Source organism: Pseudomonas sp. RP-B7 (assembly GCF_059803535.1).
The window spans coordinates 38315-52645 of the sequence record NZ_JAPFHC010000003.1 but is presented as its reverse complement, the minus strand read 5'-3'; the positions used below and the strand labels follow the sequence as shown (position 1 = coordinate 52645).

At 63.7% G+C, this 14331-nt stretch carries 10 protein-coding genes and 1 pseudogene; all 11 read left to right on the top strand.

Going from position 1 to position 14331, the window contains the following annotated elements; all coding sequences use genetic code 11:
- The first annotated feature begins 8 nt into the window (after positions 1-8).
- The 11 genes and pseudogenes from OPU96_RS04445 to OPU96_RS04395 all read left to right on the top strand — a co-directional run bounded on the left by OPU96_RS04445 (position 9) and on the right by OPU96_RS04395 (position 14307).
- Positions 9-1004 (top strand): aldo/keto reductase, encoded by a 996-nt coding sequence (locus OPU96_RS04445; protein WP_226456913.1) that lies wholly within the window; start codon positions 9-11, stop codon positions 1002-1004.
- A 136-nt stretch (positions 1005-1140) separates the two neighbouring features.
- Positions 1141-2274, top strand: a pseudogene (locus OPU96_RS04440) (HAMP domain-containing protein); the annotation flags it as partial.
- 15 nt (positions 2275-2289) lie between these two features.
- The gene (locus OPU96_RS04435) at positions 2290-3135 is read left to right on the top strand and encodes a methyl-accepting chemotaxis protein (RefSeq protein ID WP_498558819.1); all 846 of its coding nucleotides are present in this window, start codon (positions 2290-2292) and stop codon (positions 3133-3135) included.
- Positions 3136-3225: 90 nt separating this feature from the next.
- Complete coding sequence (locus tag OPU96_RS04430; protein WP_226456916.1) at positions 3226-3684, top strand: SRPBCC family protein; 459 nt, start codon at positions 3226-3228, stop codon at positions 3682-3684.
- An 80-nt stretch (positions 3685-3764) separates the two neighbouring features.
- Positions 3765-4211, top strand: coding sequence for a DUF411 domain-containing protein (locus tag OPU96_RS04425; protein ID WP_498558707.1), 447 nt, complete (start codon positions 3765-3767; stop codon positions 4209-4211).
- Positions 4208-4639 (top strand): YqaA family protein, encoded by a 432-nt coding sequence (locus tag OPU96_RS04420; protein ID WP_192300447.1) that lies wholly within the window; start codon positions 4208-4210, stop codon positions 4637-4639. Before OPU96_RS04425 ends, OPU96_RS04420 begins: the two co-directional genes overlap by 4 nt.
- A 66-nt stretch (positions 4640-4705) precedes the next feature.
- The gene (locus tag OPU96_RS04415; protein WP_498558706.1) at positions 4706-5659 is read left to right on the top strand and encodes a D-2-hydroxyacid dehydrogenase family protein; all 954 of its coding nucleotides are present in this window, start codon (positions 4706-4708) and stop codon (positions 5657-5659) included.
- 513 nt (positions 5660-6172) lie between these two features.
- The gene (gene glgA, locus OPU96_RS04410) at positions 6173-7729 is read left to right on the top strand and encodes a glycogen synthase GlgA (RefSeq protein WP_192300449.1); all 1557 of its coding nucleotides are present in this window, start codon (positions 6173-6175) and stop codon (positions 7727-7729) included.
- 19 nt (positions 7730-7748) lie between these two features.
- A complete protein-coding gene (gene treZ / locus OPU96_RS04405; RefSeq protein ID WP_305390907.1) occupies positions 7749-9494 on the top strand; it encodes a malto-oligosyltrehalose trehalohydrolase in 1746 nt (581 codons plus the stop codon).
- The gene (gene malQ, locus OPU96_RS04400) at positions 9491-11575 is read left to right on the top strand and encodes a 4-alpha-glucanotransferase (protein WP_305390908.1); all 2085 of its coding nucleotides are present in this window, start codon (positions 9491-9493) and stop codon (positions 11573-11575) included. The genes treZ and malQ overlap by 4 nt, the downstream gene beginning before the upstream one ends.
- A complete protein-coding gene (locus OPU96_RS04395; RefSeq protein WP_498558705.1) occupies positions 11572-14307 on the top strand; it encodes a malto-oligosyltrehalose synthase in 2736 nt (911 codons plus the stop codon). Before malQ ends, OPU96_RS04395 begins: the two co-directional genes overlap by 4 nt.
- The last annotated feature ends 24 nt before the right edge of the window (positions 14308-14331 follow it).

The following is a 14331-nucleotide window of genomic DNA, read 5'->3' as shown; positions in this document are numbered from 1 at the left end:
TTTAACACATGCACACACGTCAACTCGGTAAAAACGGCCCCCACGTCTCTGCCATCGGCCTCGGCTGCATGGGCATGACCGATTTCTACACCCCCGGCACCGACACCACAGAGGCCACCGCGACCCTGCATCGCGCCCTGGAGCTGGGGGTGAACTTCCTCGACACCGCCGACATGTACGGCCCGCACACCAACGAAGCGCTGATCGGCAAAGCCATCGTCGGCAAGCGCGACCAGGTGTTCCTGGCCAGCAAGTTCGGCATCGTGCGCGACCCGGCCAACCCGACGCTGCGCGGTGTCGACGGGCGCCCCGAGTACATCCGCAACGCCATCGATGGCACCTTGCGCCGCCTCGGCGTGGAGACCCTCGACCTCTACTACCAACACCGCATCGACCCCGAAGTGGCGATCGAAGAAACCGTCGGGGCCATGGCTGAACTGGTCAAGCAAGGCAAGGTGCGTTACCTGGGCCTGAGCGAAGCGTCGGCGGCCACCCTGGAGCGGGCGCACAAGGTCCACCCCATCAGCGCCCTGCAAAGCGAATATTCGCTGTGGAGCCGCGACCAGGAAGACAACGGCTGCCTCGCCGCCTGCCAGCGCCTGGGCGTTGCGTTTGTGCCCTACAGCCCGTTGGGCCGCGGCTTTCTCACCGGCGCGCTGCAAAGCCCGGACGATTTCGACGCCGACGACTATCGCCGCCAAAGCCCGCGCTTCCAAGGCGAGAATTTCGCGAAGAACCTGCAACTGGTGACACAGGTGCAGGCCCTGGCGCGGGACAAGGGGGTCAGCGCCGGACAGTTGGCGCTGGCCTGGGTGTTGGCGCAGGGCGACTACATCATCCCCATCCCGGGGACCAAGCGACGCAAGTACCTGGAAGAGAACGTCGCGGCGCTGTCGGTGCGCCTCAGCCCGAGTGAATTGGCGGCGCTGGAGGCGGTGTTTGCGGCCGATGCCACAGTCGGCCTGCGTTATCCCGAAACGGTGATGGCGATGCTGAACATCTGAACACCCCGGAGCGCCCAGAAGCGGCGCTCCAACTTTCTTGTACGAACGTACCTAAAGCTCTGGATCGCCAAGCCGATAGCCCGACGAAGCTCTAATAAAGCCGCGTGAATAACAAACGCTTCGTAAGGACGATCCCATGCCCCCACTGCGCTCTATCCAAGCCCGCTATACCGTGTTTCTGGTGCTGTTCGTCCTGGTGCTGTTTGTGTTGACCATCGTCGGCATCGGCCAACTGGTCGCACCCACGCTGCGCCATACCGAAGAACAAGTGGTGCTCAACCGCATCAGCGAAGTCGCCGAACAGATCCAGGGCGAACTGAACAAGGTTCAGGCCCAACAACGCAGCATCACCCAAACCATTCCCCTGCTCGACAGCGATGCCATCGACAAGGTCCTGCCTGGCCTGGTCGACCAGTACGGCGAGCTGAAAGTCTTCGGTGGTGGCATTTGGCCGCTTCCCAACCAGCGCACCCCCGGGCGCAACAAACACAGTACGTTCTGGCACCGTGATGCTTCGGGCAAGCTGACGGTCAATACCTTCTGGAACAGCGACCCGGCGCCCAATTACTACGACCAGAGCTGGTACAAAGGCGGGCTCGCTTCACCTCGCGGCCAGTGCGCCTGGGCGGCGGCCTACAAGGATGACGCCAGCCAGGAGCCACGCACCAACTGTGCCATGGCGATCCAGCGCGACGGTGCCGCTTATGGCGTGGCGACCATCGATGTGACCCTGGGCTTCTTCAATGAGTTGGTGGCCAGCAAGGAAAAAGACATCGGTGGGCAAATGCTGATCGTTGAAGGCGACGGCAAGATCATCAGCAACAGCTCGCGCATCAGCGGCCCGGTGGTGTTGAAAAACATCAGCGAGCTGACTGGCACGTCGGCCTTCGCCGCCCAGGTCAGCAAAGCCCTGGCCCAGCGCAACCAAGCCTTGCAGCGCAGTGAGTTCGACAACGGCGGCGTCGCCAGCACCTTTTACATGCGCCCGATTGAAGGCACCCCGTGGTTCCTCGCCACCGCCCTGCCCACCTCGCTGATCACTGCCCAGCGCGATGATGTACTGGGCACCCTGGCCCTGCTGCAAATCCCTATGGTGTTGCTGCTGGTGCTGCTCGCGGTGTACGCGATCCGCCAATTGGTGCAGCGCATGACCACGCTGAAAAGCAATATCGATGCATTGTCTGCCGGCGACGCCGACCTGACCCGACGCATCACCATCCGCGCCGAAGACGAACTGGGCGCCATCGGCCACTCGGTCAACCGGTTTATCGTCTACCTGCAAAACATGATAGGCGAAGTCACCCAGGCCACGGGCGCCATGTCCTCGGGCCTGGAGCAATTGCAACAGACCTCGGTGCAGACCAACCAGATCCTGCTGCGACATGCCTCGGAGACCGACCAGACCGTCACCGCCATCACCGAAATGAGTTCCACCGCCGACACCGTCGCGCAAAACGCCGCCGAAACCGCGGCCTTTACCCAGCGTGCCAACGAACACGCCGACCGTTCCCGTGTGGTGGTGGGTGAGGCGTCCAACAGTGTCAGCGCGTTGATCGGCGAAGTTTCCAGTGCCACCCAGAGCGTGGAAAACATGCGCCAGGACGCCGCGCGTATCACCGAGACCCTGGGTGTGATCGGCGCGATTGCCGGCCAGACCAACCTGTTGGCGCTCAACGCCGCCATCGAGGCGGCGCGGGCTGGCGAGCAAGGCCGTGGGTTCGCGGTGGTCGCCGACGAAGTGCGCGCACTGGCGGCACGGACCCAGGCCAGCACGTCGCAGATCAACGAGATGCTGGTGCGCCTGACCACGGGGGTCAGCACGTCCGTCGCGGCCATGGAAAACACCCAGGCCAGTTGCCAGTCGGCCGCCGACGCCACGGCGCGGGTGAACACCGGCCTGGACGAAATGGCGGGCTCGGTCAGCCACATCAACAACCTCAGCACCCAGATCGCCACGGCCGCCGAGCAGCAAAGCGCAGTGACCGAGGAGATCAACCGCAGCATGGTGCACATTCGTCATATGGTCGAAGAGTTGGTGCAAAGTGGTCACGCCACCGAAGCCAATACCCAAAGCCTGCTCGACGCCAATGGCCGGGTTATTGCACTGATGAGTCGCTTCAAAGTCCGTTGATCAACTCGCCAAGGTCTCCCGTGCAAAGCGCGGGAGTCGGACTATTCTGACAGCTCAAGGTGTTTAGCCACGCCACACAGGAGGTGTGTCATGCGCGCTGTCGAGCAGTCGGTCCGGTTGGAGCGGATCAGTCAGGAACGCTTTATCCAGGCCCCGACCGAGGCCGTCTACGACTACGTGACCCAACCGGACCGCTGGCACGAATGGCACCCCACTTCCCTCGGCGCCGAGACCGGCACCTGCGGTTCCCTCCCCGTCGGCGCCCGCTTCACCGAATTCATCGACCTGTTGGGCATCCGCGTCCCTATGAGCTATCGCGTGCAGATCGCCCGACGCCCCGACGAATTCAAGACCGTGTTTACCTCCCTGGCCGTCGACGGCTCGATTCACTATTTCTTGCAGGCCCACCACGATGGCACGCTGTTCAAGCGTGTGCTGATCTACGAGACCGAGTTGCAACTGGCCAGCCTGCATGAACGCATGATTGAGCTGTCGTCCGTTGCCCTGGACCAGCTCAAGCAACGACTGGAAAACCCACCCTCTGTATAATTTAGAAACATTATCGCCGCGTACCCTTGCAAAAAGCAGGGAAAATGCCGGGCTTACTGCTCGGAACCGGATGACAACCCATGAAGACCCCATTGCGCGTGGCCCTGCTTTCGGCCCTGTTCACCGCCACCCTGGCCCAGGCGGCCGACCTGATCCCTATCGACGTGCACCGCGACGCCAATTGCGGCTGCTGCAAGAAGTGGATCAGCCACCTGGAAAGCAACGGTTTCAAGGTCAATGACCATGTGGAAACCGACATGAGCGCGGTCAAGCAACGCCTCGGCGTCGCCCCACGCCTGGGTTCGTGCCACACCGCCGTGATCGACGGCAAGTTCGTCGAAGGCCACGTGCCCGCCGAGCAGGTACTGGCTTTGCGCACACGCGACGACCTGCTCGGCGTCGCCGCACCGGGTATGCCCATGGGCTCGCCTGGCATGGAAGTCGAGGGTCGCAGCGAAGCCTTTGAAGTGATCGGTCTGACCCGTGATGGCAAGGACGTCGTGGTGGCTGAATACCCGGCGCAATGATCGCGGGTTACCTGGGACTGTTCGTCGCGGCGTTTGGCGCCGCGACCTTATTACCCCTGCAATCGGAAGCGGTGCTGGTCGGCCTGCTGCTCAGTGGGCATTACAGCCTGTGGCTGCTGCTGGGCGTCGCCACCCTCGGCAACGTGCTCGGTTCAGTGGTGAACTGGTGGCTGGGGCGCTGGGTGGAGCACTTCAAGGGGCGACGCTGGTTTCCGGTCAATGACCGGCAACTGGACAAGGCCCGGCGGCATTACCAGCGCTGGGGGCATTGGACGCTGCTGCTCAGTTGGCTGCCGGTCATCGGGGACCCGCTGACCCTGGTCGCCGGCGTGATGCGCGAGCCCCTGTGGCGTTTCTTGCTGTGGGTGACCGTGGCCAAAAGCCTGCGCTACGCCGTGCTCGCCGCGCTGACCTTGCACTGGGTGTGAATCCCTGTTTAATTTCTCGCCAACATTAAACGCCGTTTAATCCAACCTTTTTCGGGGCACTCGTTGATGTCGGTACAGATCGCAGTGATTGATGATTGGCAGAACGTGGCCAGTGGCGTGGTGGACTGGTCGCCGCTTGCAAGCGTCGGCCAGGTGCACTTCCTGCACGATTACCCGGCGGACACCGCCACCATGATCCAGCGCTTGCAGGGCTTCGAGGTCATTTGCGTGATGCGCGAACGCTCGACCTTCGACAAGGCCCTGCTCCAGGGCTTGCCCAGGCTCAAGCTGCTGGTGACCGGCGGCATGCGCAACGCGGCCATCGACATTCCCGCCGCCAAGGCACTGGGGGTTCAGGTGTGTGGCACTGACAGCTATAAACAGGCAGCACCGGAATTGACCTGGGCATTGATCATGGCGTCTACCCGCAACCTGCTGGCCGAAGCCAACTCGCTGCGCGCCGGGGGCTGGCAGGTTGGCCTGGGGGGCGACCTGCATGGCAAGACCCTGGGGATTCTCGGGCTCGGCAGCATCGGTCAAAAGGTCGCCCAGTTCGCCCAGGTGTTCGGCATGCGCGTGATCGCCTGGAGTGAAAACCTCACGCCGGAGCGCGCGGCCGAGTCGGGGGTGACGTGGGTCAGCAAGCAGGCGCTGTTCGAACAGTCCGACATTCTCAGCGTGCACTTGGTGCTCAGCGAGCGCAGCCGAGGCCTGGTGGATGCCGAGGCGCTGGGCTGGATGAAACCGTCTGCGCGCCTGGTGAACACTGCCCGCGGGCCGATCGTGGACGAGCAGGCGCTGGTGCGTGCGCTGGAAACCGGCAAGCTGGCCGGCGCGGCACTGGATGTATTTGCCGATGAGCCACTGCCGTTGGACCACCCGTTCCGCCGCCTGCCCAATGTGCTGGCCACCCCCCATGTGGGCTATGTAAGCGAGCAGAACTACCGGCAGTTCTATCAGCAGATGATCGAAGACATCCAGGCCTGGGCCTGCCACGCCCCCATTCGCACGCTGAACTAACGCGCCTGTAGTGAGCGGGCTTGCCCCGCGCTGGGGGGCGAAGCCGCCCCAAATCCGCACACTGCGGTCTTCCTGATACACCGCGGCGGGCCATTTTGGGGCGGCTTCGCCCCCCAGCGCGGGGCAAGCCCGCTCACTACAAACACCTATCCGCGTACTTTCTGGGCATGCTTTCAAAGCGGTATAGGGTTACAAGTTTTTTGTCCTACAAAAATTCCTCACAAACCCTACGGGCTCTGGGATCTGTCCTAGACTGATGACCGATGGGTCCGTTTCAAAACAAAAACCCCGCAAAAAATCGAAACTTTCCAACTCTGCCGTAGGTCCAGTTTTAAGGTGAGGCGAGCACGTGGAGTTCATCCGCAATGCCCGTCCATCCAATCTTTTCGAGCCAAATGTGCATCTGGCATACGCCTTGCCAGTTTGTACAGTGCTTGTGCGCCTGACCGCAGGAAGCGGTCATCGGAGCTGATGGCAGCGGGCCATTAGCCAACCAACATGTGGGAGTGAATTATGATCAATGCCGCTGTAGTTGTTCAGGGAGAGCGTGTCAGTCAGCCGGTAGGGGGGCCATCATTGGTCGACCTGCCCACCACTGTGCGGCAGGTCGTGAACGAAAATCCCAACCGCAAGAAAGTCTTGTTTGTCACCTCTGAATTCGCCGACCTGGTCAAGACCGGCGGCCTCGGCGACGTGTCCGCCGCCCTGCCCCGCGCCATGGCCCATCTGCACGATGTACGCGTGTTGATCCCCGGGTACCCACAGGTGATGGAAAGCGATAACCCGATTCATATCGTCGGCGAGCTGGGCGGCCACGCTGCGCTGCCGCCGTGCAAGATCGGGCGCATGGACCTCAAGGACGGCCTGGTCATCTATGTGCTGATCTGCCCCGAACTGTACGAACGTGAAGGCACGCCCTACGGCGCCAACAACGGTCGCGACTGGCCGGACAACCATATCCGCTTCGCCCGCCTCGGCCTGGCCGCCGCCGACATGGCCGCCAACCTTGCGCAGATCCACTGGTGCCCTGACCTGGTGCACGCCCACGACTGGCCCGCTGGCCTGGCGCCGGCCTATATGCACTGGCGTGGGTCACGCACGCCGACGCTGTTCACCATCCACAACCTGGCCTATCAAGGCGTGGTCAGCCTGGCCTCCACGCCGGAGTTGGGCATTCCGCCCCACGCCCTGCAACAGGAAGGCATGGAGTTCTACGGCAAGATGTCGTTCCTCAAGGCTGGCATGGCGTATTCCAGCCATATCACCACGGTGAGCGCAACGTACGCCCAGGAGATCACCACCCCAGAATTCGGCTGCGGCCTCGATGGTTTCCTGGCCAGCAAGACCCAGCAAGGCCTGCTCAGCGGCATCCCGAACGGCATCGATGAAAGTTGGGAAACCTCCACCGATACGCACCTGCAACATAATTTCAATATTGGCGACTGGGACGGCAAGGCCATCAACGCCGGCCACGTGCGCCGCCTGTTCGGCCTGCACGACTCCAAAGGCCCGCTGTTCGCAGTGGTCTCGCGCCTGGTCTACCAGAAAGGCCTGGACCTCACCGAAGCCGTAGCCGGCTTTATCGTCGAAAACGGCGGCCAGATCGCGATCATCGGCCGTGGCGAGCCGGAAGAAGAACAGGCCATGCGCGAACTGGCGCTGCGCTTTCCCGGCCAGGTCGGCGTGCGCATCGGCTTCAACGAAACCGACGCCCGGCGCATGTTTGCCGGCAGCGATTTCCTGTTGATGCCCTCGCGCTATGAGCCGTGCGGCCTGAGCCAGATGTACGCGCAACGTTTCGGCTCGCTGCCGGTGGCGCGCAACACCGGCGGGCTCGCAGACACCATTGAAGATGGCGTCACCGGCTTCCTGTTCAATGAATCCAGCGTAGAAAGTTACCGCGAAGCCCTGAGCCGAGCGTTCAGGGTCTTCGCCTTCCCGGGCCTGCTCAATGCCATGCGTTCGCGCGCCATGACCCAACCCTTCAACTGGTGCCAGGCGGTGGAACCCTACGCCGAACTGTACGAACAGCTTGTGGCCAAGGCCCTGGGGAAATCCGCCAATAAATAGACATGGGAGGTCTCTGTAGATGCCGTCACGGACTCTGGAAACCTGGCCCCACGGCGCAATCATGCTGGACGCGCAACACACGCGTTTTGCCTTGTGGGCGCCAGACGCGTATTACGTCAGCGTTGAATTGGAACACGGTAAGTCCGTCGCCATGCTGCCCCAGGCAGATGGCTGGTTTGAAACTGAAATAGCCTGCCCGGCAGGCACGCGCTACCGCTTCAATATCGATGGGGAAAAGGATGTCCCCGACCCGGCGTCCCGGGCCCAGGCCACGGACGTGCATGGCTGGAGCCGGGTCGTCGACCCCCTCGCCTATCAATGGCGACACAGCCAGTGGCACGGCCGTCCGTGGCACGAAGCGGTGATCTATGAACTGCACGTCGGCGCGTTGGGCGGTTACGCCGCCGTAGAGCAACACCTGCCGCGCCTGGCCGAGCTGGGCGTGACTGCGATCGAGCTGATGCCATTGGCGCAGTTCCCCGGCGAACGCAACTGGGGCTACGACGGGGTTTTGCCCTATGCGCCCCACGCCAGCTACGGCACGCCCGAGCAGCTCAAGCACCTGATCGACAGCGCCCATGAACACGGCCTGGCGGTGATCCTCGACGTGGTCTACAACCACTTCGGCCCCGACGGCAATTACCTGGGCCAATACGCCCAGGGTTTCTTTCGCGAAGAGGTGCACACGCCTTGGGGCGCCGGCATCGACTTCGAACGCCGTGAAGTGCGCAACTTCTTCCTCGACAACGCGCTGATGTGGCTACTTGAATACCGCTTCGACGGCCTGCGCCTGGACGCTGTGCACGCCATCGACAACCCGGGGTTCCTCAAGGAGCTGGCGCAACGGGTGCGCCAGCAAGTCGATACCGGCCGCCACGTGTGGTTGGTGCTGGAGAACGAATTCAACCAGGCCAACCTGCTCGAGCACGATTTCGACGCGCAGTGGAATGACGACGGCCACAACGCCCTGCACGTGTTGCTCACCGGCGAGACCGACGCCTATTACAGTGACTTCGCCACCGACACCACGGCCAAGCTCGCCCGCTGCCTGGGCGAAGGCTTCATCTACCAGGGCGATACCACCCGCCACGGCCACACACGCGGCGAACCCAGCGGCCATCTGCCGCCGACCGCGTTTGTGCTGTTCTTGCAGAACCATGACCAGATCGGCAACCGCGCCCTCGGTGAACGCTTGCATCAACTCTGCTCACCCCAGGCACTTCAGGCGGCAACCACGTTGCTGCTGCTGTCACCGATGATCCCGCTGCTGTTTATGGGCGATGAAGTCAACGCCAGCGAACCGTTTCTGTTTTTCACCGACCACCACGGCGAACTGGCCGAAGCGGTGCGCGAAGGCCGACGCAATGAATTTGCCGACTTCGCCGCATTCAACGAACCGGCGCTGCGCAAACGCATTCCCGACCCGAACGCCCTGCGCACCTTTGAACACTCGACACCGACCTTCACCGACCACCCCCAGGCCCGGCTCTATCGCCAGTTGCTCAGCCTGCGCCACCGCCACCTGGTGCCGCACCTGCCCGGCAGCGTCGCATTGGGCGCACAGGTGCTGGCCGAGGGCGCCGTCAGTGCACGTTGGCGCCTGGGCAACGGCAGCCTGCTGCAGATCGACCTCAATCTGAGCGCCACCGCACTCGCGTATCACCGCGCCGAACACCTGCTATTCGAAACGCCTGCCGACCAAGGCGCACAACTGCCGCCGTACAGCGCACGCGTCACCCTATCCCCTGTTGGAGAGCACTCTTGAGCGAAGCGAACCTGGAAATCCTCGCCAGCCGCGCGGGCCTGGCCGTCGATTGGATCGACGCCAACGGCCGCCCACAACGCGTCAAACCCGAGGCCCTGCGCGCCGTGCTCAAGGGCCTGGGCCACCCCGCCGACAGCGACGCCGAGGTCGACGCCAGCCTGCTGCAACTGGAGCACGCCCAACAGGACAGGCAATTGCCGCCCTTGATGACAGTCGACAGCGGCGACAGCCTCAACCTGGCGCATTACTTCGAACCCGACACCCTGTGCCGGGTCAGCCTTGAAGGCGGCGACACCCTGGAGCTGCGCCTCGACGGCAATGCGCTACTGCCCGGCGTCATCGCCCTCGGCTATCACCACGTGCACATCGCTGGCCAGACCTTCACCCTCGCCGTCGCGCCTACCCACTGCTACAGCGTGGCCGAAGCGGTGCATAGCCAACCCGCGCGTGCCTGGGGCATCAGCGCCCAACTCTATGCCCTGCGTCGCTTGGGCGACGGCGGCTTTGGCGACACCCTGGCCCTGGAACACCTGGCGCGCGCGGCCGCCGAACGCGGGGCCGATGCCTTGGCGATCAGCCCGATGCACGCGATGTTCAGCGCCGATACCGGGCGCTACAGTCCGTATTCGCCGTCCAGCCGCTTGTTCCTCAACAGCCTGTACGCCTCGCCCGCCTGCATCCTCGGCGAACGCGAAGTGCGCAGTGCCATCGAGGCCCTGGGCCTGACGGAAGAACTGCACGACCTGGAACAACACAGCCTGATCGACTGGCCCAGCGCAGCCAAAGCCAAGCAACGCCTGCTGCGCGCGCTGTATGAAGACTTCCGCCACGGCCATCACCCGCAACACGCCGACTTCCTCAGCTTCCGCCAGGCTGGCGGCGAAGCCCTCGAAAACCACTGCCGCTTCGAAGCCGTACAAGCCGCGCGCGCCGCAGCCGGTGAGGATCTCGACTGGCGCCACTGGCCCCAGGATTGGCGCGACCCACAAAGCCCGGCACTGGCACAATTTGCCGCAGAGCACGCCAGCGAGATCGGTTATTTCGCCTTCAGCCAATGGCTGATCGCCCGTTGCCTGGAACGCGCACAACAAGCCGCGCGGGGCAGTGGCATGGGCGTCGGCCTGATCGCTGACCTCGCCGTGGGCGCCGACGGCGGTGGCAGCCAGGCCTGGAGCCGTCAGGATGAACTGCTCGCCGACCTCACCGTCGGCGCACCACCGGACATCCTCAATCGTGCCGGCCAGGGCTGGGGGATTTCCGCGTTTTCTCCGGAGGGTCTGCAACGCAACGGCTTTCGCGCCTTCATCGAGATGCTGCGCGCCAACTTCGCCCACGCCGGCGGCTTGCGCATCGACCATGTGATGGGCCTGCAACGCCTGTGGGTGATCCCCATGGATGCCTCGCCACGGGACGGCGCTTACCTGTATTACCCTGTGGACGACCTGCTGCGCTTGCTCGCCCTCGAATCCCACCGCCACCAAGCCATTGTCCTCGGCGAAGACCTCGGCACCGTGCCCGATGGCCTGCGCGAAAAACTCATCGGCCGCTCGATCCTGGGCATGCGCGTGCTGCTGTTCGAACAGGGTCACGACGGCCAGTTCAAGCCAATCCTCGACTGGCCCGACAACGCCCTGGCCACCACCAGCACCCACGACCTGCCAACCCTCAACGGCTGGTGGCACAGCCGCGACATCGAGTGGAATATCCAGCTCGGCCTGATCGACGCGCCCACTGTCGAGCAATGGAGCGAACACCGCCTGCGCGAGCGCCAGGCGCTGCGTCAGGCCTTGAGCCAGGACCCGCAGAATTTCGTCGATGAGATTCGCAACGAAACCGACCACATGATCGACGCCAGCGTGCGTTACCTGGGCCACACTCGTGCGCCGCTGGTGCTGCTGCCGCTGGAAGATGCCCTGGCCGTGGACGAGCAAGCCAACCTGCCGGGCACCATCGACACCCACCCCAATTGGCGCCGACGCTTGCCGGGCGAAGCCTCCAGCCTGCTCGACAACGCCGGTGCCGCACGCCGCCTGGAACTGCTGGCCGTGGCGCGCAACCAGGCCTACGAGCGTGACCGATGAAAACACTGCCGCTACGCGCGACCCAACGCCTGCAATTTCATCGCGGCTTTACCCTGGATGATGCGGTGCCGCTGGTGCCGTACTTCGCCGCGCTGGGAATCAGTCATCTGTATGCTTCGCCGCTGCTCAGCGCCCGCGCCGGCTCCATGCATGGCTACGATGTGGTCGACCCCACGCGTGTCAATCCCGAGCTGGGCGGTGAAGCGGCATTGCGGCGCCTGGTGGGCGCTTTGCGCGAACACGACATGGGGCTGATCCTCGATATTGTCTCCAACCACATGGCCGTCGGCGGCGCCGATAACCCCTGGTGGCTGGACCTGCTGGAGTGGGGGCGCTTGAGCCCCTACAGCGAGTTTTTCGACATCCAGTGGCACTCGCCAGACCCGTTGCTCAAGGGCCAATTGCTCATGCCGTTCCTCGGCAGCGATTACGGCGAAGCTTTGCAGAGCGGCACTGTGACCCTGCAATTTGATGCGGCCCACGGCGCGTTTTACGTCGCGCATTACGAACACCACTTCCCGATCTGCCCACGGGATTACCCCGCGATCCTCGGCACCGACCCATTGCTCCAGCCGCTGGCCGAGCGCTTCAGCGCCCTCGCCTATCAAGACGACGCCTACCATGAGGCCGCACGGCTCAAACAGTTACTGGCCGAACGCGCCAGCGAGGACCAGGTCCTGCGCGCCATCGAGCAACAGTTGGCCAGGTTCGACTTCGACCGCCTGCATCATCTGCTGGAACAACAAGCCTACCGCCTGGCCAGCTGGCGTACGGCGGCGGACGACATCAACTGGCGGCGCTTCTTCGACGTCAACGAGCTCGGCGGCCTGCGTGTCGAACGCAGTGCGGTGTTCGAAGCCACCCACGGCAAGATCTTCGAACTGATCAGCGAAGGCCTGGTGGACGGCCTGCGCATCGACCATATCGACGGCCTGGCCGACCCACGCGGCTACTGCCGCAAGCTGCGCCGACGCGTGGACTCGCTGGCGCCCGGACGGCACTTGCCGATCTTTGTCGAGAAGATCCTCGGCGACGGTGAAACTCTGCGTGAAGACTGGCAGGTGGACGGCACCACCGGCTACGAATTCATGAACCAGCTGTCGTTGCTGCAACATCACCCGGACGGCTTCGCCCCACTGGCAGAGCTGTGGACGCGCCACAGCGAGCGCCCGTCGGCGTTCATCGAGGAAGCGCGCCTGGCCCGCCAGCAAATCCTCAACGGCTCCCTCGGCGGCGACTTTGAAAGCGTGGCCCAGGCCCTGCTGCAAGTGGCCCGCGACGACGTGATGACCCGCGACTTGACCCTTGGCGCAATCCGCCGTGCCTTGCAGGAATTGATCGTGCATTTCCCGGTGTACCGCACCTACATCAGCGCCCGCGGCCGCAGTGCCGCCGATGAGCGTGTGTTCCAGCAGGCCATGGACGGCGCCCGCAGCACCTTGGGCGAAGGCGACTGGCCGGTGCTTGACCACCTGGCCAACTGGCTAGGCGGCCAACCCTGGCGCGATCGCCCGCTGGGGCGTGAGCGCAAGATCCTCAAGCATGCCTGCGTACGGTTCCAGCAACTGACCTCGCCGGCGGCGGCCAAGGCGGTGGAAGACACCGCGTTCTATCGTTCGGCGGTGCTGTTGTCGCGCAACGATGTGGGCTTCAGCACCGAGCACTTCAGTGCGCCGCTGGCCGAGTTTCATGCGGTCAACCGGCAGCGCTTGCAGAGCTTCCCCGACAACCTGCTGGCCACCGCCACCCACGACCACAAGCGCGGCGAAGACAGCCGCGCACGCCTGGCGGTGCTGAGTGAATGCGCACCGTGGTTTGCCGAGCAAGTGGAACACTGGCGCAGCCTTGCCGCGCCGTTGCGCAGCGACACCAGCCCCGCCGCAGGCGATGAACTGATCCTCTATCAAGTGCTGCTGGGCAGTTGGCCACTGGACCTCGGTGCAGACCTCGAGGGTTACCAACAACGCCTCTGGCAGTGGCAACAAAAAGCCTTGCGCGAAGCCAAGTTGCACAGCAGTTGGAGCGCGCCCAACGAGGCCTACGAGCGCGGCGTCGAAACCTTTCTGTCGCGCTTGCTGCTGAGCGCTGAAGGCCACGCCTTGCGCAGCGCCATCGGCAACGCCGCCCAGGTCATCGCCCCGGCTGGCGCGATCAATGGGCTGGCGCAATCCTTGCTTCGCATCACCGTGCCGGGGGTGCCGGACCTGTACCAGGGCGCCGAGTTCTGGGACTTCAGCCTGGTGGACCCGGACAACCGTCGCCCGGTGGATTTCAACGCCCGGCAACAGGCGTTGCGCACCCCACCGGACATCGGCGAACTGTTGTTCCACTGGCGCGACGGGCGTATCAAACAGGCGGTGATCGCCCAGGCCTTGGCCCTGCGCAAGGCCTACCCCGAACTGTTCCACAGTGGCCGCTACACGCCGCTGCAAGTGCTGGGCAAACACGCCGCGCACGTTGTCGCGTTCGCCCGCGAACACCAGGGCAAATACCTCGTGGTGGTGGTGCCACGCTGGTCCCATTGCCTGCTTGAAAACGGTGTGTTTCCCCAGATCAATGCGCAGGTTTGGGGCGATACACGGGTCACACTACCGTTCGCCGCCACGACACAAAAATGGAAGGGACTTTTCCACACAGGCGCAGTCACACCAAACAAGGAGCTGCCGCTGAGCACTGCCCTGGGGGATTTCCCGGTCAACGTCTTTATTAATCCTGATGATCAAGAGAGCTGAACATTTTCTGTGAGGAGCATTGCG

What these genes read in the sequence shown, in the direction of transcription:
- OPU96_RS04445 (WP_226456913.1), top strand. Translation starts at nt 9, where the DNA reads ATGCACACACGTCAACTCGGTAAAAACGGCCCCCACGTCTCTGCCATC.
- OPU96_RS04435 (WP_498558819.1), top strand. Translation starts at nt 2,290, where the DNA reads ATGATAGGCGAAGTCACCCAGGCCACGGGCGCCATGTCCTCGGGCCTG.
- OPU96_RS04430 (WP_226456916.1), top strand. Translation starts at nt 3,226, where the DNA reads ATGCGCGCTGTCGAGCAGTCGGTCCGGTTGGAGCGGATCAGTCAGGAA.
- OPU96_RS04425 (WP_498558707.1), top strand. Translation starts at nt 3,765, where the DNA reads ATGAAGACCCCATTGCGCGTGGCCCTGCTTTCGGCCCTGTTCACCGCC.
- OPU96_RS04420 (WP_192300447.1), top strand. Translation starts at nt 4,208, where the DNA reads ATGATCGCGGGTTACCTGGGACTGTTCGTCGCGGCGTTTGGCGCCGCG.
- OPU96_RS04415 (WP_498558706.1), top strand. Translation starts at nt 4,706, where the DNA reads ATGTCGGTACAGATCGCAGTGATTGATGATTGGCAGAACGTGGCCAGT.
- glgA (WP_192300449.1), top strand. Translation starts at nt 6,173, where the DNA reads ATGATCAATGCCGCTGTAGTTGTTCAGGGAGAGCGTGTCAGTCAGCCG.
- treZ (WP_305390907.1), top strand. Translation starts at nt 7,749, where the DNA reads ATGCCGTCACGGACTCTGGAAACCTGGCCCCACGGCGCAATCATGCTG.
- OPU96_RS04395 (WP_498558705.1), top strand. Translation starts at nt 11,572, where the DNA reads ATGAAAACACTGCCGCTACGCGCGACCCAACGCCTGCAATTTCATCGC.